The organism is Arsenophonus sp. PmNCSU2021_1 (assembly GCF_036919435.1).
In the GTDB taxonomy this organism is placed as follows: domain Bacteria; phylum Pseudomonadota; class Gammaproteobacteria; order Enterobacterales; family Enterobacteriaceae; genus Arsenophonus; species Arsenophonus nilaparvatae.
Window position 1 is genome coordinate 177,067 of record NZ_JAZHPL010000006.1, and the last position, 25,132, is coordinate 202,198.

General features: G+C 36.6%; 21 protein-coding genes and 4 pseudogenes. 19 read left to right on the forward strand and 6 right to left on the reverse strand.

The genetic code is table 11. From position 1 onward, the window contains the following. From V3224_RS13775 to V3224_RS13795, 5 genes are all read right to left on the reverse strand, one after another. Nucleotides 1-1,362, reverse strand: coding sequence for a fimbria/pilus outer membrane usher protein (locus V3224_RS13775; protein ID WP_334471170.1), 1,362 nt, complete (start codon nucleotides 1,360-1,362; stop codon nucleotides 1-3). 154 nt (nucleotides 1,363-1,516) lie between these two features. After that, nucleotides 1,517-2,719: a fimbria/pilus outer membrane usher protein gene (locus V3224_RS13780; protein ID WP_334471172.1), complete on the reverse strand. Its 1,203-nt coding sequence runs from the start codon at nucleotides 2,717-2,719 to the stop codon at nucleotides 1,517-1,519. An 11-nt stretch (nucleotides 2,720-2,730) separates the two neighbouring features. Beyond that, entirely contained in the window at nucleotides 2,731-3,048 is a 318-nt protein-coding gene (locus tag V3224_RS13785) for a fimbrial biogenesis chaperone (RefSeq protein WP_334471174.1), read from the reverse strand. 164 nt (nucleotides 3,049-3,212) lie between these two features. After that, nucleotides 3,213-3,623, reverse strand: coding sequence for a fimbrial biogenesis chaperone (locus tag V3224_RS13790; RefSeq protein ID WP_334471176.1), 411 nt, complete (start codon nucleotides 3,621-3,623; stop codon nucleotides 3,213-3,215). A gap of 51 nt (nucleotides 3,624-3,674) precedes the next feature. Then, complete coding sequence (locus V3224_RS13795; protein ID WP_334471178.1) at nucleotides 3,675-4,013, reverse strand: fimbrial protein; 339 nt, start codon at nucleotides 4,011-4,013, stop codon at nucleotides 3,675-3,677. Between V3224_RS13795 and V3224_RS13805 the strand changes: the two are divergent. Next, nucleotides 3,998-4,972: pseudogene (locus V3224_RS13805) on the forward strand (IS701 family transposase). The gene V3224_RS13795 and the pseudogene V3224_RS13805 sit on opposite strands and share 16 nt — an antisense overlap. Here the strand turns inward: V3224_RS13805 and V3224_RS13810 are convergent. Beyond that, the gene (locus V3224_RS13810; protein ID WP_334471182.1) at nucleotides 4,955-5,329 is read right to left on the reverse strand and encodes a fimbrial protein; all 375 of its coding nucleotides are present in this window, start codon (nucleotides 5,327-5,329) and stop codon (nucleotides 4,955-4,957) included. The pseudogene V3224_RS13805 and the gene V3224_RS13810 overlap by 18 nt on opposite strands. A gap of 977 nt (nucleotides 5,330-6,306) precedes the next feature. Here V3224_RS13810 and V3224_RS13815 point away from each other — a divergent pair. The 18 genes and pseudogenes from V3224_RS13815 to glmS all read left to right on the forward strand — a co-directional run bounded on the left by V3224_RS13815 (nucleotide 6,307) and on the right by glmS (nucleotide 24,931). After that, nucleotides 6,307-6,936, forward strand: a complete 630-nt coding sequence (locus V3224_RS13815; RefSeq protein ID WP_334471184.1) for a bifunctional 4-hydroxy-2-oxoglutarate aldolase/2-dehydro-3-deoxy-phosphogluconate aldolase — start codon at nucleotides 6,307-6,309, stop codon at nucleotides 6,934-6,936. A 512-nt stretch (nucleotides 6,937-7,448) separates the two neighbouring features. Continuing rightward, the gene (locus V3224_RS30020) at nucleotides 7,449-7,865 is read left to right on the forward strand and encodes a penicillin-binding transpeptidase domain-containing protein (protein ID WP_442890392.1); all 417 of its coding nucleotides are present in this window, start codon (nucleotides 7,449-7,451) and stop codon (nucleotides 7,863-7,865) included. 645 nt (nucleotides 7,866-8,510) lie between these two features. Further along, nucleotides 8,511-9,479, forward strand: coding sequence for an IS110 family transposase (locus V3224_RS13825; protein ID WP_032115191.1), 969 nt, complete (start codon nucleotides 8,511-8,513; stop codon nucleotides 9,477-9,479). 26 nt (nucleotides 9,480-9,505) lie between these two features. Then, nucleotides 9,506-10,516 (forward strand): annotated as a pseudogene (locus tag V3224_RS13830) (IS91 family transposase). Nucleotides 10,517-10,863: 347 nt separating this feature from the next. Further along, nucleotides 10,864-11,031, forward strand: a complete 168-nt coding sequence (locus V3224_RS13835; RefSeq protein ID WP_334471186.1) for a hypothetical protein — start codon at nucleotides 10,864-10,866, stop codon at nucleotides 11,029-11,031. Nucleotides 11,032-11,381: 350 nt separating this feature from the next. Then, the gene (mnmG, locus tag V3224_RS13840; protein WP_334471188.1) at nucleotides 11,382-13,271 is read left to right on the forward strand and encodes a tRNA uridine-5-carboxymethylaminomethyl(34) synthesis enzyme MnmG; all 1,890 of its coding nucleotides are present in this window, start codon (nucleotides 11,382-11,384) and stop codon (nucleotides 13,269-13,271) included. A gap of 1 nt (nucleotide 13,272) precedes the next feature. After that, nucleotides 13,273-13,899: pseudogene (gene rsmG, locus V3224_RS13845) on the forward strand (16S rRNA (guanine(527)-N(7))-methyltransferase RsmG). 548 nt (nucleotides 13,900-14,447) lie between these two features. Continuing rightward, nucleotides 14,448-14,829 (forward strand): annotated as a pseudogene (gene atpI / locus V3224_RS13850) (F0F1 ATP synthase subunit I). 36 nt (nucleotides 14,830-14,865) lie between these two features. After that, nucleotides 14,866-15,690, forward strand: coding sequence for a F0F1 ATP synthase subunit A (atpB, locus tag V3224_RS13855; protein ID WP_334471190.1), 825 nt, complete (start codon nucleotides 14,866-14,868; stop codon nucleotides 15,688-15,690). Between the two features lie 51 nt (nucleotides 15,691-15,741). Continuing rightward, nucleotides 15,742-15,981: a F0F1 ATP synthase subunit C gene (gene atpE, locus V3224_RS13860; RefSeq protein ID WP_000429386.1), complete on the forward strand. Its 240-nt coding sequence runs from the start codon at nucleotides 15,742-15,744 to the stop codon at nucleotides 15,979-15,981. Nucleotides 15,982-16,040: 59 nt separating this feature from the next. Then, nucleotides 16,041-16,511, forward strand: coding sequence for a F0F1 ATP synthase subunit B (atpF, locus tag V3224_RS13865; protein ID WP_334471203.1), 471 nt, complete (start codon nucleotides 16,041-16,043; stop codon nucleotides 16,509-16,511). 14 nt (nucleotides 16,512-16,525) lie between these two features. Continuing rightward, nucleotides 16,526-17,059, forward strand: coding sequence for a F0F1 ATP synthase subunit delta (gene atpH / locus V3224_RS13870; protein ID WP_334471204.1), 534 nt, complete (start codon nucleotides 16,526-16,528; stop codon nucleotides 17,057-17,059). 14 nt (nucleotides 17,060-17,073) lie between these two features. Further along, entirely contained in the window at nucleotides 17,074-18,615 is a 1,542-nt protein-coding gene (gene atpA / locus V3224_RS13875) for a F0F1 ATP synthase subunit alpha (protein WP_334471205.1), read from the forward strand. Between the two features lie 49 nt (nucleotides 18,616-18,664). Continuing rightward, nucleotides 18,665-19,528 (forward strand): F0F1 ATP synthase subunit gamma, encoded by an 864-nt coding sequence (atpG, locus tag V3224_RS13880; RefSeq protein ID WP_334471207.1) that lies wholly within the window; start codon nucleotides 18,665-18,667, stop codon nucleotides 19,526-19,528. 34 nt (nucleotides 19,529-19,562) lie between these two features. Further along, the gene (atpD, locus tag V3224_RS13885) at nucleotides 19,563-20,945 is read left to right on the forward strand and encodes a F0F1 ATP synthase subunit beta (protein WP_032115577.1); all 1,383 of its coding nucleotides are present in this window, start codon (nucleotides 19,563-19,565) and stop codon (nucleotides 20,943-20,945) included. 21 nt (nucleotides 20,946-20,966) lie between these two features. After that, the gene (locus V3224_RS13890) at nucleotides 20,967-21,383 is read left to right on the forward strand and encodes a F0F1 ATP synthase subunit epsilon (protein ID WP_334471212.1); all 417 of its coding nucleotides are present in this window, start codon (nucleotides 20,967-20,969) and stop codon (nucleotides 21,381-21,383) included. A 197-nt stretch (nucleotides 21,384-21,580) separates the two neighbouring features. Continuing rightward, the gene (glmU, locus tag V3224_RS13895) at nucleotides 21,581-22,951 is read left to right on the forward strand and encodes a bifunctional UDP-N-acetylglucosamine diphosphorylase/glucosamine-1-phosphate N-acetyltransferase GlmU (RefSeq protein ID WP_334471214.1); all 1,371 of its coding nucleotides are present in this window, start codon (nucleotides 21,581-21,583) and stop codon (nucleotides 22,949-22,951) included. Nucleotides 22,952-23,098: 147 nt separating this feature from the next. Further along, a complete protein-coding gene (glmS, locus tag V3224_RS13900) occupies nucleotides 23,099-24,931 on the forward strand; it encodes a glutamine--fructose-6-phosphate transaminase (isomerizing) (RefSeq protein WP_334471216.1) in 1,833 nt (610 codons plus the stop codon). Nucleotides 24,932-25,132: the final 201 nt, after the last annotated feature.

A 25,132-nucleotide genomic window follows, 5' to 3' on the forward strand; every position in this document is an offset into this window, starting at 1 on the left:
CTATTGGCAAATATTACGATTGATGTTCAAGGTATGAATGGGTTGCTGGATGGTACATTCTGTTTTACCTTCAATATTCAATTTGACATTCAATGATTGTGGTAACTGATCACTTTTTATATACAGCACACTTGACTGCCCAACATGACCAACAAATTCACCCTGACTATCAGTAACCTCGGTACCAAAAGGTAAATTGCTACCATCGGCAAAAGTCGCTTTTAACATATAAGTTTTTCGCTGATCGGTTTCTAATTTGATATGACTAACCGCCCCGTCATAGGGGATCACATGCGCTATATTGTCAGTAATTTCTGCACCTGAGGTCTGACTGGTATGAGAAAGAGTATAAACATTTGTACGATAAGGAGTGGCATTGGTTACTAATCCTAACCCCTGTTTATTGGTAAGCACCGTTCGATTATTATTAACGGTTAAATTTTCAGCCATTGGTGCTTCTAATACCGTTAATGTATTCGCTGTTTCACCGGAAGCAAGAATATGGTAGGGAAATGCAACGATGGTTCCTCTGGCATTCAAACCTGACTGTCGATAATTATTAGCCTCACTATATGAAGCACCAATCGTACTATAAGGGTTACGGTAATTTACACTACCACTAATTAAATTATTACAACCGGTCTGATTTGAAGCGGTTAACGTATAATCGATCAAATCATATTTACCCGCTGTCCCACTGACACTAATATTGGCCTGTTGATAGTTGGAATTTGTCAGGTAGACACCCGAATTGAGATAAGCATTACGACCAAATAGATTAATTGGAACACTGGCGCTGAGGTAATAACGGGTTTCTTCTTTTTGATCGGTATTTCTTACCCGTGAAACGGATAAGTTATAGGTAATATTTTTATAATTATTTGAGTAACCTATTTGATATTCTCGACTGCTGCCGCCAACATTCCAATAGTTTCTCAGCGTACCAGCCAAAAAAATAACACCATTATCTTTCCCCAAATGCTGATTTAAATTTAAATTAAATGTATTTCTGGCACGGGCACCCCGTAAGGCATCAAAAGTTGCCAAATCTAAATCTGATGGATTATTTTCATTTCGATCATTAGGATTATTTTTAATCGTCGTTTGATATTTAAGCCATGCTTGATAATTATCATGGGCATAAATGGAATCAACAAAACTATAATAATCTCCCGTTGAATAACGATAGGCCGCTATAGTCAGATTGGTAGCGGTGGTTGATAAAAACTTACTATAAGCCAAGCGAAAACTTTGTCCTCGTTTGGTTCCTGTATCTAAATAAGCTGCAGCATGGGTCGCATCAACCGAAACAGCACCAAACGGAAAATTCCAGCCACTGCCAAGTATACACGAGTTTCGCACCAATAAAAAAACGCTCTATTTTTAAGTTTAATTCAGCATAATATATAAATAGAAAAAATCTCATAAATTAAAAATAACTTATTGTAATTTAAGTAAATTTATACGTCTTAGCAAGTTACAGATTAATTATTGTTCTGAAGCCATTTCTAGAATTTTATATGCCCGTGCGAAACTCGTGTATAATAGCAGCATAATCACGACTACCAATAAAGCCGGTATAAACGGTGACTAAATTATTGATACCATAATAGGCTTCTGCTTGAGCAAATTTCGGTTGGAAATGGGTATTGGTCATTTTTGCTTGCCCAGCCAAAATGCTGTAAGTATAAACACCCGCTTTCATCATATTAGGTACCGCTGAAAATGGCACCGTAAAAGACTCTTGCCGGCCATCGGCTTCCTGCACAACAACGGAAAGATCGCCCGCTCCTCCTGCTGCACGTAGATCACTAAACTCGAACGCTCCAGGCGGAACGGTTTCTTGATAAATTAGATTTCCATTCTGATATACTTTTACTAACGCATTGGTTTGAGCAACCCCTCTGACAATCGGCGTGAATTCTTGGCTGGAGTTAGGTAACATATTCATTTCCGTGGTTAATGCACCACCTCTAAAACGAATACTACTAAACAAGGCAGAGGGGGAATAAAAATCACCTAACATCAAATTTGAAGATATAGCGCTGAAAGAACGGCGTAAGTAGCGGGTATTATTTTGCCATTTATGATCACCACTGGAATAGTAAGAATAACTTGATTCATTTCGAAATTGCCAGGCACCTAAATTAATACTGGTATTTAAATTGGCAAAAAAAGCTTCATTACTCTGTTTACGATTTTTTTTCTCTTGATAGTTATAATAATTGGTATTATAAGAGAGAATAATTGCTGGGACACCATGGTCCCAATTCACTGGATCAACATAACCTATTTCCGATTTAACTAAAGAAATTTGCGGCACTGAAATATTTAATGTTAACTGATTAACATCTAAATAGTAGTTGATATCATTGACTAAATTATCTAACGAGACAGTCGTTTTTTGTTCAATCATCTGTTTTGTGTGAGATGAAAGTTTTAAACCTAATTTTTTAGCATCCTTAGCATCAATACTAATATTTTGATTTTTTTCGCCAATATTAACTTCAAATTGACCTTTCCAATCATCATTAACATAGATATCGACCAATTGTTTACCTGGCGGAATTTCACTATTCTGATAAAAACGAGATATATCTCCTTGAGCTGATTTTCCTACTAGCAAAGAAGTATCAAACTCCTCTGCAAATAACTCCGGCATACAATCCAATATACCTAATAAAATTAAGCTATTATAAAGATAATATATTTTTTTCACGATTTATCTTCTTATTTAAGGTTAATATTTCTTGTTTTATAGACGCCAAAATCATCAACATAAGTTACGGTTAATTTATTATGCTTAACCTTATTTTGTAGCGGTAATTTAAAGTCTGATAATGGAGGGATCATATTCGATTTTATCAGGCTTTTTTTTTCCTCATTAATATGAGTAATTTTTGCAATCGTGAAATAATATTTAGAATTATTTGTTACTATTAGATCATTATCCTCTAATTTATAACTTATTTTTTTATATACATCTGCCGGAGGAGTAATTAATTCCTTTGGCCGATAAAATAATTTAACTCTTGATTTAATTGCCAATTGCAAAACGCCACGAGTTTCGCACAGGCCTATAAAATTCTAGAAATGGCTTAAAAGTAATGATTAATCTGCAAGTTACTGAAATGCATAAATTTACTTAATTTACAATAAGTTATATTTAATTTATAAGGTTTTATCTATTTACATATTATGCTGAATTAAACTTAAAAATAGAGCGTTTTTTTATTGGTGCGAAACTCGTGAACGCTTTTACCTTGGGTATTTTCTGGGTATAGTGGAATATCAAGAATATTTAAATAAAAAACGCTTTCTCTATTTTTAGGTAATTTATGCGATATCATTTTTATTTTTAATTGTTGTCCTTTTAGTCCCGCTATTTTTACAATAGGTGGAAAAACATAAAAAGGTGAATGACTCTTTTCTGGGGTAGAGTTTATATTGCCATCATCAACCCATGATTGTACTAATGCTGGTAATTTTCCATTATTTGTTAATTGTACCGTAACATTCCCTTTAGCTTCATAATAAATGATACGAGTCCCTTGCAGTACAATATTGGCTAATATATTTTTAGAAGAAATAATTAATATAATAAATAACAAAAATTTTTTCATAATAAATAGTCCGTTAAAAACCAGACTCAAAAAGAGCCTGGTTAATGTTATTTACAAATAAGAGATGGTATAGATTAAGTTTGAATGCAATGGACCCGCTTTAGCAGGTTCCGCTCGCGTTTTATAATAACTAACGATAAATGTTAACTCGTCAGCTTGTGGTGCTGTTTTATCTCCTTTTACTCCTGTATCAAAAGGGGTATTTAATGGAATAGCGGTCGTGGTAGCACTTGGGGTAGACAAACTAAAACCAACATTTTTTGCTACGTTAGGATTATTTTCATCTACCGTATCATTCACTAAATCACGAGTTTCGCAATCTCCAAAAAAGAAGTATAAATTTAAAAACAAGAAAAAATCAGGGTGTTCATATTTTGTCGGGTTATCCATGTATTAAAGATATCTATAAAACATTCTTACAAGTAAGCAGTTTAAGATACTCTGGTTTAGCGTTATCAGAAGTAAGCCCATCGCCTTTATCTCATGACACTGTTAGCCGATGACTAAAAAGTAGATGTTTTAGACCTAAAGACCTATGGCGATTAGTTGAACCTTCTATAGACAAAAAAAGCCCTTGCGTACTAATTGCCGATGATACATTGATTGCCAAAACACGTAGTAAAAAAATAGAGATGGTCCATTATCAATATTCAGGTAATGAACATGAGGTTATTGCTGGCATAGGTTTAGTTAATTTGCTTTGGCATGATCTGACGAAGGTTGAATCAATTCCTATCAATTATCGTATTTATGATAAAGATTCTGATGGAAAAACAAAAAACACGCACTTTTCCGAAATGCTCACTCTTGCTAAAAAAAGAGGGATCATGCCAGAAGCCGTAGTGATGGATGCTTGGTATTCTAGCCTGGATAACCTGAAATCAATTCGCTCTCATGGTTGGATCTGGGTAACCACGCTGAGGAAAAATAGGATTGTTAACCATAACAAACAACTGAACAAGTTAGACATCTCAGAAGAAGGAACGTCAATACACTTGCGAGGATATGGTTGGGTAACCGTTTTCAAATTTACAGCCAAAAACGGCCGTATTGATTACATAGTAACAAACAAAGAGAATCCCACCCGTCAATACCTCAAATCTATCATGGATGCCCGTTGGTCTGTTGAAGTTTATCATCGAGAAGTTAAACAAAACTGTGGTATTGAACGCTGTCAGGCTCGCACGAGCCGAGCGCAAAGAAATCATATTTTTCTCGCTATTTCTGCGTGGTTTGAACAACATAAACGTCGTATATCTGAAAAAATAACCCTTTATCAACAAAATTGGGACGTAATCAAAAGTGCTATTACTGAGCAAATCCGTGTTTTATTAGCGTACCCAAATTAGTTTTGTGCGAAACTCGTGTAAATATTGACCATCCGTTGATATCGTACTTGGTGATGAAAAATGGAATTTTAAATTACTGCCTGAACCTCCAGCAGGTGCACAATCAGAAAAAGTTAACTTAAATGCTTTCTGATTTTTTTGAACAACCGCAAATGCCGCTGTTCCTGCATCAGCAACAGAAATGCGATCTAATAATATAGTAAAGTTTGCACTATCACCTCCATTAATTTTACAAGTAGTATCACTTATAGCACCAACAACTGAAATTATTCCACCTGCTGAATTTGTCGCCGCTAATATATTTGACGAAAATAAAGTCGCAGATAATAGCAATAACGGGAGTATTTTCTTAAACATAATTAACTCCAAAAAATAAATGAATAAGCCAATAAAATAAAATTTATTTTATTGGCATAATGATGAAAGGTTAATAATAAATAACATTAACCTAAATTGATATTAGATGCCCCTATCTAACTTACAAGAAAGCTAAAGTTATATTTTATTTTTTGTGATTTATATCAAAGTAAATATTTTATTTAACAATCAATAAATAAAATCATTTTTATACTTAATAAATAAGTTAATTATTAACAAATTAACTTAGATTTATGATAATGAAATAATTAAAAAGAAAAATATTACTCGAATTAATTACTGCTTTTGGTATACATTAGCAGATATTTTATCTAATTAATAAAATGAATTTTTTATTCCAGTCAAGATCTACACTTATCTAAATTAAAATCACCAAAAAATTAAAATTTTATGCTAAATTTTACACCAAAAATCATTTATTTTTTCATTAATATAAAAAATCAACATTTATTGTTATGTTTCTATTTTTCAACAAAAAATAACTAAAAATAGATATAATTTTATATTCTTCTTTAATAAAAAAATATAAAAATATTTATTCAAAAAGTAAGGCTCATTAATAGAAAAACATTAAGAAATAATAAATTGTTATAATATTTTACCGATGAATTTTTATAAAGATATCTCGCATTTTTATTTTATATAATAAAAAATCAGTATTAATAAAACATAACGTGGTAAAGTAATTTTTTAATATCAATTATAAATAAAAGATACAAACAGCGTGTTTAATGATAAAAATAAATTAACCGGTTATTTAAGTAACACGATTATTTTTTGCAACCATTAATCTTATTGAATAATCATCTTATATAGCTAATAAAAATAGTGAAAAACGGTGTAAGCTAATGATTCTGTAATTAGTAAATATCGTTATTTAACATAAAAGTGCTATCATTCCAATTCAGCAATAAAAAGCATTACTCGCCAATTTCAACACTAAAGGAAGATTGATTATGCTCACACTGATAGATAAATTACGAAAATTTAAGATCATTCCGGTTATTACCATTGAACGAGCACAAGATATTGTTCCCTTAGGCGAAGCATTAGTTAAAAACGGATTACCAGTAGCAGAAATAACGTTCCGTACGCCAGCAGCAGCAGATGCGATCAAACTGCTTAAAGAAGCGATGCCGAACAAAATTTTGATTGGTGCAGGCACCATTATCAATCGAGAACAGATTAGACAAGCCGAAGCGGTTGGCGCTGAATTTATCGTTTCACCAGGTTTAAACCCCGATACGGTAAAAGCGTGTCATGAATTAGACATACCCATTATTCCCGGTATAAATAACCCAACCCAAATCGAGCAGGCCATGCAATTGGGTATTAATTGTGTCAAGTTTTTCCCTGCAGAGCCTTCTGGCGGGTTATCTATGCTCAAAGCACTGCTTGCACCCTATCCGAAATTAGAAATTTTGCCAACCGGTGGAATCAATCTAGAAAATATTGGTAATTATCTTGCTTTGCCACAAGTTATTGCTTGTGGAGGATCCTGGATGGTTAATAATAAATTAATTAAAGCTAAAGATTGGGATACTATTGGCCAACTTACCCGCCAGGCAATTAAGTTAGTTAAGTGATATTTAATTTCAACTGTAATAAGGTCAACAGCTGACCTTATTTTCCAATCTATTCACCCTCTAAACAGCGCCGATATGCAAACGATCAATTATAACAAAGATGGCTTTACAGTTAACAGACCAGATTATAAAAATGATATTGTTGATATATTTGATAACAGCGATAGCTATAATTAACGCAGACACAACACTTATCAATGCTGATTCGATCACCATGTTCTGTTTTTCGTTAACCAAAAATTAAATAAACCATTAACTGCATTAACAAAAATAGTCAGCCACGACTTGTTTTCATCGTGAGCACCAGCTTTTCTTTGTGTGTTCAGTGTTACAAATTTGATAGCGATCTTGTTAATTTTTTTCTCTATTTTTTACTTAATACTTGAGCGGTAATGATCAAATAATAAAAAGAAACGCTGCGAACAATAAATAAAAACAGGTCCTATGTTTAGTATTAACCCTAACAAAAATATGATAGTGTCTATGGTACATATTATTTAAAGAATACAAATATGAATAAAAAATTAGTTGTTATTATTTTACTATTTTTACCACTAACTACTCAGGCAAATAACATTTCTAATGATAGTAATAACATCACCAAGCCGCTAAACAAGATAACGGAAAGTAACGTTTCTAGCGAAATAAAAAAAATCTTTCAGCAGCAGCATATACGTGGTGTATTAACCATTTATGATGGCAAATCAATTAACAACTATGGCAACCAGATAAAACGTGCAGCAACCCAATATGTTCCTGCATCAACATTTAAAATTGTTAATGCCTTAATTGCTTTAAAAAATCAAAAAGTGACTGTTAACGAAATTTTTAAATGGGATGGACAGCCCAGATATCTTAGTAGTTGGAATAAAGACACGAGTTTCGCACCAATAAAAAAACGCTCTATTTTTAAGTTTAATTCAGCATAATATATAAATAGATAAAACCTTATAAATTAAATATAACTTATTGTAAATTAAGTAAATTTATGCATTTCAGTAACTTGCAGGTTAATCATTACTTTTAAGCCATTTCTAGAATTTTATATTCCCGTGCGAAACTCGTGAAAGATATGAATATGCAAGAAGCAATGAAATTATCCGCTGTCCCTGTCTATCAAGATGGTCGCCTCCGACGACGACTTGTCATTGCTCGTTAGTACTGATATAACCTCAACTCTATTTTCTCAACCTCACGAGTTTCGCACAGGAATATAAAATTCTAGAAATGGCTTAAAAGTAATGATTAACCTGCAAGTTACTGAAATGCATAAATTTACTTAATTTACAATAAGTTATATTTAATTTATAAGGTTTTATCTATTTATATATTATGCTGAATTAAACTTAAAAATAGAGCGTTTTTTTATTGGTGCGAAACTCGTGAACCTTTTAGTCCCTTGTATCTTGAAATTTGGTTATAATAATAGCGATTAGATTTGGCAAGGTGTATGTAATCCGATTGTCCCTGGGGTTTATAGCCCGTAGCAAAGCGAATGATGCATACACTTAGCCACTCATCTGAAACCCGAACAGTTGTCCGTAATTCATAACGTATTTGCAAGGATGGGTAATATGAGTCAGCTAAATCCAATTTGTGTAGGAATTGATGTTTCTAAAGCTTCATTGGATATTGCAGGCACCAATAACATTGAGCAGTTCAGAGTCAGCAATAACCCTGACGGGTTCGATACCATCATTTATCAACTGAAAAAGAACAACATAGCCTTGATTCTGATGGAAGCTACAGGTGGTCTCGAGGCAGCGATTGCATGCGCTCTTCAGGCTGAAGGTTTTGATGTTGCCGTTATCAATCCCAGGCAAGCCAGAGACTTTGCTCGATCCATGGGCTATCTGGCAAAGACTGATAGAATAGATGCCAGAGTTTTAGCTCAGATGGCTGATGTCATTAACCGCCATCCTGAGCGGTCACGTTTTATCCAGGCTATTCCTGATGCAGAGCGTCAGATTCTTGCTGCTATGGTGGTGCGCAGACGCCAGCTGATTGCAATGCTTGTAGCTGAAAGAAACCGGATGCATCCATCTCACCCGCAAAACAGAAAAAGCATCAGTAACATCATCAATGCACTAGAAAATGAACTTAAACGGATTGACGAGGATATGCATAAGCATATTACGGATCATTTCAACGAGCTTGCAGAGCGGCTAAGTACTATCAAAGGCATTGGTATGATGACTGCTGCTACATTGCTGGCAGAAGTCCCTGAGTTAGGGAAACTCTCGCGCAGGGAGATCAGTGCACTGGTTGGGGTAGCTCCTGTTAATAGAGACTCGGGAACCATGCGTGGCCGACGAACCATTTTTGGCGGTCGGGCCGGAGTTCGAACCTCTTTGTACATGGCTGCACTGGTTGCAACTCGTTTCAATCCGGTGATAAAAGCATTTTACACACGGCTGGTTGCAGCAGGAAAAGCCAAAAAAGTGGCGCTGGTTGCCTGTATGCGCAAACTGCTGACTATCCTGAATGCGATTCTCAGAAAGAACCAAGAATGGGATGAGTCGTATCATAACGTTGCTCCATAAATATACTGTTCAAGACAGTTGCTTTTATGTCACCGCGTTTTAGTCATGTTTTTCAATTTGGTCAACGCTGGCTCAATTGGCTTAACCGTCAACCGCCTAATACCGTTCGCCCAGTTGTGATGCAAACCATGGTAAAGATTATGGCTTGCGGCACTTCGCTTATGGGATGGTCAATTTGGCGATGCCCTGACCCTGAATGTAATCATGAGAAGCGGGTTAAATTTACCTGCAAAAGCCGAAGCTGCCCTCATTGCGGCGTAAAAGCTTGCCTACAATGGATTAACAATACGCTGGCCTGGTTACCTAAAGTCCCTTGGCAACACATTACTTTTACCATGCCTGGTGAATATTGGCCTGTTATTCGCGTCAATCGGTGGCTGCTCGGTGAAATGAATCGATTAGCCGCTGATGTGGTATTAACTATCTGCCGTGATCTCAATATCACCCCCGGCATTTTCACTGCCATCCACACTTGGGGACGTGACCAAAAATGGCATCCACATATTCATCTTTCAACCACAGCCGGCGGGGTCACTAAAAATAACACCTGGCGAGATATGAGCTTTTATCGCGAAAACGTCATGACTATGTGGCGACATCGGATAACCGAATCGTTGAGAAAACATTATTACACCCTGACGATTCCTGATGAGCTTAAATGTGAAGGGCGAAGCAAATTTTCTTGGAATCGCCTACTTAACACTCACTACAAACGTGGCTGAAATATCAATCTCTCTAATATCCTTTCCAATATCACCCATGTCACCCTTTATCTCGGATTTTATCTAAAGAAAGCCCCTGTCTCGCTTAGTCGTTTAAAACATTATGCCGGTGAAGATAACATCAAGTTACGCTATAAGAGTCACCGCACAAAAAAACAGGAAAAAGAGGTCATAACATCCGACGAATTGATTACCCGGTTTGAGTCTCATGTACCTCAAAAATGGTTTCACATGATCCGCTATTACGGTTTTTTAAGTCCATCAGCCCCAATGCGAAAAATGTTAACAGAGGTTGTTTATCCGTTAATCCAGTAGGACACGAGTTTCGCACCAATAAAAAAACGCGCTATTTTTAAGTTTAATTCAGCATGATATATAAATAGACAAAACCTTATAAATTAAATACAAATTATTGTAATTTAATAAAATTTATGTGTTTTAGTAACTTACAGATTAACCATTGCTTTTAAGCCATTTCTAGAACTTTATATGCCTGTGCGAAACTCGTGAGGATAAAAAATCCGCTAAAAAAATCACCTTTCGAAACATGTATCGACATGTCTTTAAAGTCGATCCACTGGCTTGTCTCTTATGCGGGAAAGAATTACTCTTCGCAGGAATGAATTTTGGATTGAAGCTTAAAGAGCTTATGGCTCGTCACGATGAATTGGCACGTTTGCGGTGGCAATAAAAACTCACTAAAGGATCATAATGCAAAACGCGTTGGAGAAACATTGGAGATTGATATTTTGGAACATGAAGTGCCAAAAGATCTTGCAGAAATTTGGATCGAAAAGAGGAAAGATAAAATTATCGATTTGGATAAATAAAAGCCAAATAAATGTGTATAACTTTGCGAAAAAGCAGGGAATAACCCGTAGTTATCCATAGAATAAGCTTGAATGCCAAACTTGGTTGTGGATAACTAGCCATGTTAATCCCAGCTTATACGGAGTAGGATCACTTATCATTCACAGCTAAAGATCATAAATAAGATAATGATCTTCTTATGGTATTTGCACTTATCCACAGAAGATCGCGATCCTAATAAAAGATCTAATAAAGAGATCTTTAAATAAAAAGATCTTATTTATATTAGGCAAAGATCATATAACTTGCCTCTTAGCAAAACACGAGTAAAATTCACTTCCCAAGTCATACTTAATACTAAGGTTTATACATGTTTTACCCAGAACAATTTGATGTCATTATTATTGGTGGAGGCCACGCTGGTACTGAAGCAGCTATGGCTGCTGCTCGTATGGGACGTCAAACTTTACTTCTAACCCATAATATTGATACGTTGGGCCAAATGTCATGCAATCCAGCTATCGGTGGAATAGGTAAAGGACATCTGGTTAAAGAAATTGATGCCTTAGGTGGCATTATGGCTATTGCAACAGATAATGCCGGGATCCAATTTAGAACGCTTAATGCAAGTAAAGGTCCAGCAGTACAAGCAACCAGAGCTCAAACTGATCGAGTACTTTATAAGCAAGCGATTAGAACTGCGCTAGAAAATCAAAATAACTTAATGATCTTTCAACAAGCTGTTGAAGACCTGATCGTAAAAAACGATCAAGTTATTGGCGTGATAACCAAAATGGGATTAAAATTTCACGCAAATTCTGTCGTATTGACCGTAGGTACCTTTCTTGACGGTAAAATTCACATAGGATTAGAAAATTATAGTGGTGGTAGGGCTGGTGATCCCCCTGCTATTAGCCTATCACATAGATTAAGAGAACTAGCTTTACGAGTAGATCGACTTAAAACAGGTACACCCCCTAGAATTGACGCAAGAACTATCGATTTTTCCCAATTGGCACCACAATTTGGTGATGATCCCACCCCTGTTTTCTCTTTTGTCGGATCAGCTGAACAACATCCTCAACAATTACCTTGCTACATCACTTATACGAATGAAAAAACTCACCAAGTGATCCGCGATAATTTAGATCGTAGTCCTATGTATGCAGGAATTATTGAAGGAATAGGTCCCCGCTACTGCCCCTCTATTGAAGATAAAGTTATGCGGTTTGCAGATCGTTCTGCACATCAAATCTTCCTTGAACCAGAAGGGCTAACCAGTAATGAAATTTATCCTAATGGAATTTCTACTAGTTTACCTTTTGATGTACAAATGCAAATTATACATTCGATGAAAAGTCTAGAAAATGCGCGTATTATTCGACCCGGATATGCAATTGAATACGATTTCTTTGATCCCCGAGATTTAAAGCCAACTTTAGAAAGTAAATTTATCAAAGGGCTATTTTTTGCAGGTCAGATTAATGGAACAACTGGTTATGAAGAAGCAGCAGCTCAAGGTCTACTAGCTGGACTTAACGCAGCTAGTTATGCTTTTGAACAAGAGGGATGGTTCCCTCGTCGTGATCAAGCCTACATTGGTGTTTTAGTTGATGATCTTTGTACCTTAGGCACTAAAGAACCCTATCGAATGTTTACTTCACGAGCAGAATATCGTCTTATGCTACGAGAAGACAACGCTGATCTTCGTTTAACCGAAAAAGGGTACGAACTTGGTTTAATCGATGAAAGCCGTTGGCAAAAATTTTGTCATAAAGTTGAATTAATTGAACAAGAACGTCAAAGGTTACGTAGCCTTTGGTTACATCCTAATTCAGATAAAATCAGTGATCTTAATGAGATATTAACTGTTCCGCTTTCAAAAGAAGCGAACGGCGAAGATTTACTTCGCCGCCCAGAAATGAGTTATAAATTACTTACTTCGTTAAACTATTTTTCACCTGCAATTGATGATCCACAAGTCACAAGTCAAGTTGAAATTCAAGTAAAGTATGAAGGTTATATTACTCGTCAACAAGAAGAAATAGAGAGACAGCTGCGTAATGAATATACTGCTTTACCGACCAATTTAGATTACAAGCAAATAACCGGTCTTTCTAATGAGGTTATTGCAAAGCTTAATGATCATAAACCTAGTTCTATTGGCCAAGCGTCGCGTATATCAGGTATTACGCCAGCCGCAATATCAATATTATTAGTCTGGTTAAAAAAACAAGGTTTATTACGTCGGAGTGCTTAAAATGAACTTAATAACCTATTTTAAAAATTTATTAGATAAAACAGATATTATTTTGACCGATCAACAAATACAACAGCTAATTGTCTATATTGAGTTATTAAATAAATGGAATAAAACATATAATTTAACATCAGTTAGATCACCAGAACAAATGGTTGTTCGTCATATTTTAGATAGTATTATTGTTGACAAATATCTTATCGGTAAACGATTTATTGATGTGGGTACAGGCCCAGGATTACCTGGTATACCCCTTGCTATTGTTCGCCACAATGATCATTTCACACTATTAGATAGTTTGGGAAAACGGGTTAGGTTTTTGCGACAAATACAACATTAATTGATGCTTAAAAACATCGAGCCTATTCAAAAACGAGTTGAACATTACCAACCAGTAGAAAAATTTGATGGCATAATTAGTCGAGCATTTGCTTCATTACAGGATATGCTTTCATGGTGTCAACATCTTCCGAAGAAAAATGGAGGACAGTTTTACGCACTTAAAGGTATCCTTTCTGCAAATGAAATATTAACTTTTTCTTCTAATTTTAAGATAAATAAAATTATTTCGTTGGATGTACCAGAACTCGATGAACAGCGACATTTAGTAATTTTAGGATTCAACTAATATTGTTTTTGATCAAAAAAAGTGACATTTTTTAGTCATAAAAAATAAATTTTTAAATGTTACCATTATTTTTATATCAAAATTTTAAATAGAAAGTATATTAACTTTATTGTTACATTTAAATAATAAAAAAACGATAATAAATTTATTGATATATTATATTATTAATTAGTTATATAAGGTTATCTACAAGTATTTCTCCTCTTTATTTTTAATAAAGAAACAATTAATATTTTATCTTTGATTTTTCAATTTTTCTTACTTATTTCTTTTTAAGTAAATTAATAACCATATTAAAATGTGACAAAGATCATATTTTAAAATTTAATATAATTAAATAATAGTAATTAAATTGACATTATTTTGTTTATTTTCGTGTTGGATCGAAAATTTTAAATATTTGTTCACGTTTTCGCTACTTATTGATTGAATTCATTTTTAGGGGTCGTATAATTTGCAAGTTTTTGTCTCTTGACACTCTCGAGCAAAGGCAGTTTTATACGCACTCAGCAATTTAAGGTTTAAAATACTGGGAGAATATAAGAGTCATGTCTGTTTCCCTCTACAACGGTAAAATTGCTTTAAAACTGTTGTTATTTCAGTTAATGGCGCTTGTGGTCCTCAGTATCAGTATAGCTTTCTACATGAATAGTGTAGAATGGGGCTTATCTGCTTTTGCGGGTGGGATTCGCATGTTGGTTACCTAATGCTTTATTTATGCTGTTAATACGTTATCAAAAGGCAGTTAAAAAAGATGTTCCTATTCACATTGCATGGTTTTTTACCATTGGTGAGGGAGTAAAAGTTATTATAGCAATAACTGTATTGGTAATTGCTTTAGGTATATTTAAAGCAGCATTTGTACCATTAGGTTTGACCTATTTAGCTATGTTGATTATTCACATCATTACACCAGCTGTAATTAGATAGTGAGCATTTTTAAACAACAAAAGGGTAAAAGACATCATGTCTGCATCAGGAGAAGTGATGACTACGGGAAGTTACATAGGACACCATCTAAATAATCTTCAGTTGGACCTGCGTACCTTCAAATTAGTTGATCCCCATAATAACAATGATCAGACGTTTTGGACGTTAAATATTGACTCGCTTTTTTTCTCAGTTGTCCTTGGAATTATTTTTTTGTGGCTCTTTAGAAAAATTGCTGTTAATGCAACCAGCGGCGTACCTGGTAAGTTACAAACTGCAATAGAAATGGTCATCGGTTTTGTCGATAATACCGTTCGTGATATGTATCATGGTAAGAGCAAAGTCATTGCACCTTTAGCTTTGACGGTGTTTATTTGGGTGTTATTAATGAATACCATGGATTTGTTACCAATCGATTTACTTCCCTATATTGGCGAACATTACCTGGGATTGCCAGCATTGCGTGTTGTTCCAACCGCAGATGTAAGCATTACTATGTCAATGGCGATTGGTGTATTTATCTTGATCATTTTCTACAGTATCAAAATGAAAGGATTAAGTGGGTTTACGAAAGAATTAACTTTACAACCATTCAATCATCCTATTTTTATTCCTATTAATTTGATTCTAGAAGGTGTTAGCCTGCTGTCTAAACCGGTATCTCTAGGTTTACGGTTATTCGGTAATATGTATGCAGGTGAATTGATCTTCATTCTTATTGCGGCTTTGTTACCTTGGTGGTCACAGTGGATACTTAATCTACCCTGGGCGATTTTCCATATACTGATTATTACGTTGCAAGCCTTTATTTTTATGGTTCTAACTATCGTTTATTTATCGATGGCGTCAGAAGAACATTAATTTCAACTTATTAATAAATTTTTATTTAACTGAAACAAACTGGAGACTGTCATGGAAAACCTAAATATGGATCTGCTGTACATGGCTGCCGCTGTAATGATGGGATTAGCAGCAATTGGTGCTGCAATTGGTATTGGCATCCTAGGGGGAAAATTCTTAGAAGGCGCAGCTCGTCAGCCAGATTTGATTCCTCTATTACGTACGCAGTTCTTTATTGTTATGGGCTTAGTTGATGCCATTCCGATGATTGCTGTTGGTCTGGGGCTATATGTGATGTTCGCAGTTGCTTGATAACACAAGCCAAATGGGAAAGAACATTAATATGTTAATTTTTAAAGAGGTATTGTGCGATGAATCTTAATGCCACAATCCTCGGCCAGGCTATTGCATTTGTCCTGTTTGTTTTGTTTTGTATGAAGTATGTATGGCCTCCAACTATGGCGGCGATTGAAAAACGTCAAAAAGAAATTGCTGACGGTTTATCTTCTGCAGAACGAGCTAAAAAAAACTTGGACTTGGCGAAAGCTGATGCGACCGAACGACTGAGAAAAGCAAAAGCAAAAGCACAAATCATTATTGAACAAGCTAATAAACAACGAGTTCAAATGATTGAAGAAGCAAAAGTAGAGGCTGAAGCTGAACGTAACAAGATCGTTGCTCAAGCGCAAATCGAAATTGATGCTGAGCGTAAGCGTGCACGTGAAGAGTTGCGTAAACAAGTTGCTATGTTAGCAATTTCAGGTGCAGAAAAAATAATTGAACGTTCCGTTGATGTAGCTACTAATAGCGACATCGTTGATAAATTGGTCAACGAACTGTAAAGGAGGAAAGGGGCATGTCTGAAATTACTACGGTTGCTCGCCCCTATGCCAAAGCAGCTTTTGATTTTGCTGTAGAAAACCAACTTGTTGATAAATGGCAAAATATGCTCAGTTTTATTGCTGAAGCTACCCGTAATCAACAAATAGGTGAGCTGCTTTCTGGTTCAATAGCACCAGAAACATTAGCGAAAACATTTATCACTATTTGTGGTGATGAAATCGATGAACATGTTCGAAATCTAATTCGCATTATGGCTGAAAACGGGCGTCTAAGTACGTTACCAGAGGTTTTGAAGCAATTCATACAATTACGCGCTTTTCTGGAGTTAACCGTTGATATTGACGTCATTTCTCCCACTGAGCTAAATGAAAAACAGCAATTTAAAATTTCTGCAGCGATGGAAAAACGTCTGTCACGTAAAGTTAAGCTGAATTGCAAAATTGATAAGTCTGTTATCGCAGGAGTCATTATCCGCGCCGGAGACCTGGTTATTGATGGTAGCGTGCGTGGTCGTATTGAGCGTTTAACTGACGTCTTGCAGTCTTAAGGGGATTGGAGCATATGCAACTGAATTCCACCGAAATCAGTGAACTGATCAAGCAACGTATTGCTCAGTTTGATGTCGTGAGTGAAGCTCACAATGAAGGTACAATTGTTTCTGTTAATGATGGGATCATTCGTATTCACGGTTTAGCTGAAGTTATGCAAGGTGAGATGATAGCACTACCTGGTAATCGTTATGCTATTGCGCTCAATTTAGAGCGTGACTCAGTTGGTGCCGTTGTCATGGGACCATATGCCGACTTAGCCGAAGGTATGAAAGTAAAGTGTACAGGTCGTATTCTTGAAGTACCAGTAGGTAGAGGATTACTTGGGCGAGTTGTTAATACCTTGGGTGAGCCAATTGATGGTAAAGGGCCTGTTGAGCATGATGGTTTCTCTGCCGTTGAAGTTATCGCCCCTGGCGTTATTGATCGTCAATCAGTTGATCAACCTGTACAAACAGGATACAAATCCGTTGATGCTATGATCCCTATTGGGCGTGGTCAACGTGAGTTAATCATCGGTGATCGCCAAACCGGTAAAACCGCATTAGCCGTTGATGCCATTATTAATCAGCGTGATTCGGAAATAAAATGTATTTATGTAGCAATTGGGCAAAAAGCCTCAACTATTGCTAATGTGGTTCGCAAGCTTGAAGAGCATGGAGCACTCGAAAATACGATAGTTGTTGTTGCTACTGCATCTGAATCTGCTGCATTGCAATACCTTGCGCCTTATGCTGGCTGTGCAATGGGTGAATATTTTAGAGATCGTGGCGAAGATGCGCTAATTATTTATGATGATCTCTCTAAACAAGCGGTTGCTTATCGACAAATTTCGCTATTGTTACGGCGTCCTCCTGGACGTGAAGCCTATCCAGGTGATGTTTTTTATCTTCATTCTCGTTTACTTGAGCGTGCTGCCCGTGTTAATGCTGAATATGTTGAAAAATTTACTAGTGGAGAAATCAAAGGTAAAACGGGTTCATTAACAGCATTACCGATTATTGAAACGCAAGCTGGTGATGTCTCTGCATTTGTACCTACTAATGTAATTTCAATCACGGATGGACAAATTTTCTTGGAATCTAACTTATTTAATGCGGGTCTTCGCCCGGCAGTTAACCCAGGAATATCAGTATCACGTGTAGGTGGTGCGGCTCAGACTAAGATTATCAAGAAATTATCTGGTGGCATTCGTACCGCGTTGGCGCAGTATCGCGAGTTAGCTGCATTTTCACAATTTGCTTCTGATTTAGATGATGCGACACGTAAGCAGCTTAATCATGGACAGAAAGTTACTGAATTGTTGAAACAGAAACAGTATGCACCAATGTCAGTTGCGCAGCAGGCGTTATCTTTATTTGCTGCTGAACGGGGTTATCTGGAAGATGTTGAATTAGCAAAAATTGGTGATTTTGAGACGTCATTGCTGGCTTATGCTACTCGTGAGCATTCTATCTTGCTGAAAGAAATTGATCAGACAGGTAAATATAACGATGAAATCGAAGCTAAGTTGAATACCTTGCTCGATTCTTTTAAAGCAACTCAATCCTGGTAATTCTATTCGGCCTTTATTGAGACCGTTTGGTTAATAAGGAGGAGCTGAAATGGCGGGCGCAAAAGAGATACGTTCTAAGATCGGTAGTGTTCAAAATACACAAAAGATCACTAAAGCGATGGAGATGGTTGCTGCATCCAAAATGCGCAAAACACAAGAGCGTATGGCAGCTAGTCGTCCTTATGCAGAAACTATGCGTAGTGTAATTGGTCACTTAGCATTAGGTAATTTGGAATATAAACATCCATATCTTAAAGAGCGTGATGTTAAACGTATTGGTTATTTAATTGTTTCAACTGACCGTGGTTTATGTGGTGGCTTAAATATTAATTTATTTAAAAAATTACTGACAGAAATGAAAACATGGACTGATAAAAGTGTCAAGATTGATCTGGCATTAATTGGTTCTAAAGCAGTTTCATTCTTTAATTCGGTTGGTGGTAATATTGTTGCTCAGGTAACCGGGATGGGAGATGATCCTTCTCTGTCTGATCTTATTGGACCCGTGAAAATTATGTTAGAAGCATATGATGAAGGGCGTCTAGATAAGTTGTATGTGGTAACTAACAAATTTGTTAATACCATGACTCAAGTACCAACGATTACTCAATTATTGCCTCTACCTGCGGGTGATGATGAAACATTGAAAAAGAAATCTTGGGATTATTTGTATGAACCTGATCCCAAGATACTACTGGATACCCTGTTGCGTCGTTATATCGAATCACAGGTTTATCAGAGCGTCGTTGAAAACTTAGCTAGTGAACAGGCTGCTCGAATGGTAGCAATGAAAGCAGCTACTGATAATGGTGGTAACCTGATCAAGGAGTTGCAGTTGGTTTACAATAAGGCTCGTCAAGCCAGCATTACTCAGGAACTTACCGAAATAGTTTCGGGAGCTGCCGCAGTTTAATGGCTAGGTTTACGAATTACGTAGAGGATTCAAGATGGCTACTGGAAAGATTATCCAGGTAATCGGCGCCGTAGTGGATGTCGAATTTCCTCAAGATGCGGTACCCAAAGTGTACGACGCGCTTGAGGTAATGAATGGTAAAGAAAAACTAATTTTAGAAGTTCAGCAGCAGTTGGGTGGCGGAGTTGTTCGCTGCATCGCGATGGGGACTTCTGATGGTTTAAAACGTGGTTTAGACGCTGTTGATTTAGCTCACCCAATTGAAGTGCCAGTCGGTAAAGCGACATTAGGGCGCATCATGAATGTATTAGGTGATCCTATCGATATGAAAGGTGAGATCGGTGAAGAAGAACGTTGGGCTATTCATCGTGCCGCCCCTAGTTATGAAGATTTATCTAATTCAACAGAATTGCTCGAAACTGGTATCAAAGTTATGGATCTTATTTGCCCATTTGCTAAAGGTGGGAAAGTAGGATTATTTGGTGGTGCTGGTGTTGGTAAAACAGTAAACATGATGGAGCTTATTCGTAATATTGCGATTGAGCATTCCGGTTATTCGGTCTTTGCAGGCGTCGGCGAGCGGACTCGTGAAGGTAATGATTTCTATCACGAAATGACAGATTCAAATGTATTGGATAAAGTTTCTCTGGTTTATGGTCAAATGAATGAACCGCCAGGAAACCGTCTACGTGTTGCTTTAACAGGATTGACAATTGCAGAGAAGTTTCGTGATGAAGGGCGAGATGTATTGTTATTTATCGATAACATCTATCGCTATACATTAGCAGGAACAGAAGTTTCGGCCCTGCTTGGTCGTATGCCTTCGGCAGTGGGTTATCAACCGACCTTAGCGGAAGAAATGGGTGTATTGCAGGAGCGTATTACATCAACTAAAGCTGGTTCAATAACGTCAGTTCAGGCGGTATATGTTCCTGCCGATGATTTGACGGATCCCTCTCCAGCAACTACTTTTGCTCATTTGGATGCAACGGTCGTTCTTAGTCGTCAAATTGCGTCATTAGGTATTTATCCTGCTGTTGATCCATTGGATTCAACTAGTCGTCAGCTTGATCCATTAGTTGTAGGGCAAGAGCACTACGACGTAGCACGTGGTGTTCAGTCTATTTTGCAGCGTTATCAAGAATTGAAAGATATCATTGCTATTCTGGGAATGGATGAGCTGTCTGAAGAAGATAAATTGGTTGTTGCACGCGCTCGTAAAATCCAGCGTTTCCTATCTCAACCATTCTTTGTGGCTGAAGTTTTTACTGGTTCACCGGGAAAATTTGTTTCTTTAAAAGATACTATCCGTGGCTTTAAAGGTATTTTGAATGGTGATTATGATCATCTGCCTGAGCAAGCGTTTTATATGGTAGGTACTATCGAAGAAGCGGTAGAAAAAGCGAAAAATTTATAATGTCGCTGATGGGAGGTTGATATGGCTGCAATGACATACCATCTGGTTGTGGTAAGTGCTGAAAAGCAGATGTTTGACGGCCTTGTCCAGAAAATCCAGGTGACAGGCAGCGAAGGGGAGCTGGGGATTTATCCTCAACATACACCGCTGCTAACTGCCATTAAGCCTGGCATGATACGTATTACCAAACAGTTTGGTGAAGAAGAACTAATCTATCTTTCTGGTGGTATTCTTGAAGTTCAACCAAATGGTGTTATCGTATTGGCTGATACAGCAATCCGTGGCAAGGATTTGGATGAAGCTAAGGCATTAGAATCTAAGCATAAAGCGGAAGAGCATATTCGTAAAGCACATGGTGATGTCGATTATGCTCAAGCATCAGCAGAGGTAGCGAAGGCAATTGCTAAATTACGTGTCATCGAGCTGATGAAAAAATGATATAATCCTAAGAATTTATTTAAACTTTACAGCTATTTTTATAAAAATTAGGTAAATACAGGGAGTGAGACAATTTATTTATGTTTCGCTCCTTTTCTTTTATATAGACAGTAAGCTTTTTTATTTGAACGAAATATGTAGTAATTTGTTCAATAAATAGTTTTACTTTTACCTAACTGATGGAGTTATTAGGTTTTATGTCTATGAACGCAAAAAGTGTTGTGATCCTCGCGGCGGGTAAAGGTACCCGCATGTATTCTTACTTACCAAAAGTTTTACATCCACTGGCAGGAAAACCAATGGTGCAGCATGTTATCGACACATCATTATCACTTGGGGCATCTAATATTCATTTAGTTTATGGTCATGGTGCTGATTTAATTAAATTAGTTTTAGCTAATCAACCTATTAATTGGATCTTACAGGCAGAGCAATTAGGAACAGGACATGCAATGCAGCAAGCAGCACCTTATTTTGCTGATGATGAAGATATCCTGATGCTTTATGGTGATTCTCCACTTATCACAAAAGAAACACTTGAACAATTAATAGAAGCTAAGCCTGACGGAGGAATAGGGTTATTGACGGCAATCGTTAATGAGCCGACAGGTTACGGGCGTATTATTCGTCAAAAAGGTGAAGTAATTGGCATTGTTGAGCAAAAAGATACAACGGAAAATCAAGCTAAAATTAACGAAATTAATACCGGTATACTAGTTGCTAATGGTGCTGATTTAAAGCGATGGCTGAAAAAACTTAATAATAGCAATGCTCAAAATGAATATTATGTTACCGATATCATTTCATTGGCGCATGAAGAAGGCTGTAAAATAAATGCAGTTCATCCTACCAAATTGAGTGAAATGGAAGGGGTGAATAACTGTTTACAGCTTTCGGCGCTTGAACGTATTTATCAACAAGAACAGGCAGAAAAATTATTATTGGCAGGTGTTATGATTATTGACCCTGCTCGTTTTGATTTGCGTGGTACATTAAAGCACGGGCGTAATGTAATTATTGATACTAATGTTATTATTGAAGGGGATGTTGTACTGGGTAATAATGTGCATATTCATGCCGGATGTATATTAAAAAATTGTACGATAGATGATAATTCAATTATTAGTGCTTATTCAGTTATAGAAGATTCAGAATTATCTACCGCCTGTACAATTGGCCCTTTTGCTCGTTTACGTCCAGGGACTAGACTGGCAGATAAAGTGCATATTGGTAATTTTGTTGAGGTTAAAAACACCGCTTTAGGTGCGGGTTCTAAAGCAGGGCATTTAAGTTATCTAGGTGACGCCGAAATTGGTGGAGATGTTAATATTGGCGCAGGAACAATAACTTGTAATTATGATGGGGCTAATAAATTTAAAACAATCATTGGTGATAATGTTTTTGTTGGCTCAGATACGCAAATAATTGCACCGGTTACCATTGCTAACGGGGCAACTATTGGTGCTGGAACGACGCTTACTAATGATGTTAAGGAAAATGAACTTGTTATTAGCCGTGTTAAACAGCGGCATATTGTCAATTGGCAGCGTCCAATAAAGAAAAAATAGTCGCAAAATAAATAGTGATGATTAATCATCTATTTTATAAATAATAAACCCAATATCTACAGGCTTTGGGAACGGTAAAACCGAATATATTAATCAGATTACGACAGCATAAGAGCTGTATGCTCTTCTATTTTGGAATGAAAACCGATGTGTGGAATTGTTGGTGCAGTAGCACAACGCGATATAGCTGAAATTCTTATTGAAGGGCTTCGTCGACTGGAGTACCGGGGTTATGACTCTGCCGGTTTAGCCGTGGTTGATGATAAAACCAATCTGACACGATTACGTGAAACAGGTAAAGTTCAGATCCTGGCAGATGAAGTGGAAAAACATGCTGTAATTGGTGGCACAGGGATTGCGCATACTCGTTGGGCGACGCATGGTCAGCCAAGCAAAAAAAATGCCCATCCGCATACATCTGAATATATTGCGGTCGTTCATAATGGGATTATTGAAAATTATCAACAACTACGTGAACAACTTAAAAAGCAAAAATATGTTTTTACTTCAGAAACTGACACCGAAGTTATAGCCCATTTAACACATTGGGAATTACAAAAAGGTGGTACCTTGCTAGAAGTGGTACAGCGTGTTATCCCCCAATTAAAAGGCGCTTACGGTACCGTTATTATGGATAGCCGTACTCCTGGATTGCTAGTGGCTGCGCGTTCGGGTAGCCCATTAATTATAGGTTTAGGTGTTGGTGAAAATTTTCTAGCATCCGATCAATTAGCGCTTTTGCCGGTTACACGTCGCTTTATCTATTTAGAGGAAGGTGATATTGCTGAAGTGACTCGTCGGACAGTGCGTATTTTTGATCAACAAGGCTCAGAAGTTGAACGAGAACAAATAGAATCCAATATTCAGTATGATGCTGGTGAAAAAGGAATTTATCGCCACTATATGCAAAAAGAGATCTATGAGCAGCCTTTAGCAATAAAAAATACCCTCGAAGGGCGCTTTGATCAGCATGATAGTGTTATTTTTAGTGAATTAGATAAAAAAGCCCAAAATCTATTATCTCAGGTTGAACATATTCAAATTGTTGCTTGTGGGACTTCATATAATGCCGGAATGGTTGCCCGTTACTGGCTTGAATCTTTAGCAGGTATACCCTGTGATGTAGAAATTGCTTCTGAATTCCGTTATCGCAAACCAGCAAGACGTAAAAATAGCTTATTGATCACCCTTTCTCAATCGGGTGAAACAGCGGATACCTTAGCAGCATTAAGATTATCGAAACAGCTTGGTTATCTGGCATCGTTGGCAATATGTAATGTTTTAGGCTCATCTTTAGTCCGTGAATCAGATTTTGCATTAATGACAAAAGCTGGTGCAGAAATTGGCGTAGCATCCACCAAAGCGTTTACTACCCAATTGACGGTTTTATTATTATTAGTTGCTTATCTGATTCGCTTTCAGGATAAAAACATTACTCTTGAGAAAGACATTGTTCAGGCATTACATGCATTACCTGCTCGTATTGACAGTGTGTTATCGCAAGAAAAAATGATTGAAGATTTAGCAGAGGATTTTTCTGATAAAAATCATGCTCTTTTTCTTGGCCGAGGTGATCAATTTCCGATAGCGGTTGAAGGTGCATTAAAGCTAAAAGAGATTTCTTATATTCATGCCGAAGCTTATGCAGCGGGTGAGTTGAAGCATGGCCCATTAGCACTGATTGATGCCGATATGCCAGTAATTATTATTGCGCCAAATAATGAATTACTCGAAAAGCTAAAATCCAATATTGAAGAAGTCCGTGCTCGTGGCGGCTTACTTTATGTTTTTGCTGATAAAGACGCCGGTTTTATTGACAGTGAAAATATGAAAATTATTCCATTACCACATGTTGAAGAGCTAATTGCCCCGATTTTTTATACCGTTCCACTACAATTATTATCTTATCATGTTGCGCTAATAAAAGGCACGGATGTTGATCAACCAAGAAATTTAGCTAAATCTGTGACCGTCGAGTGAGTTCGGTATAAAGAGTGATATTTAGGCTATTGTCAATAAATTATTGTATATAATAGACTAAGATAGCTTTTTTATTTTTACCTTTTATTACATATTTCTATGCTAAAAAATACGCTCCATTCTAGCGTATTTTTTTAATAATATTAAAGGATAGCAAGCTAAAAATTTATTATTCAGTTAAGTTATTTTGGTAATTGATTA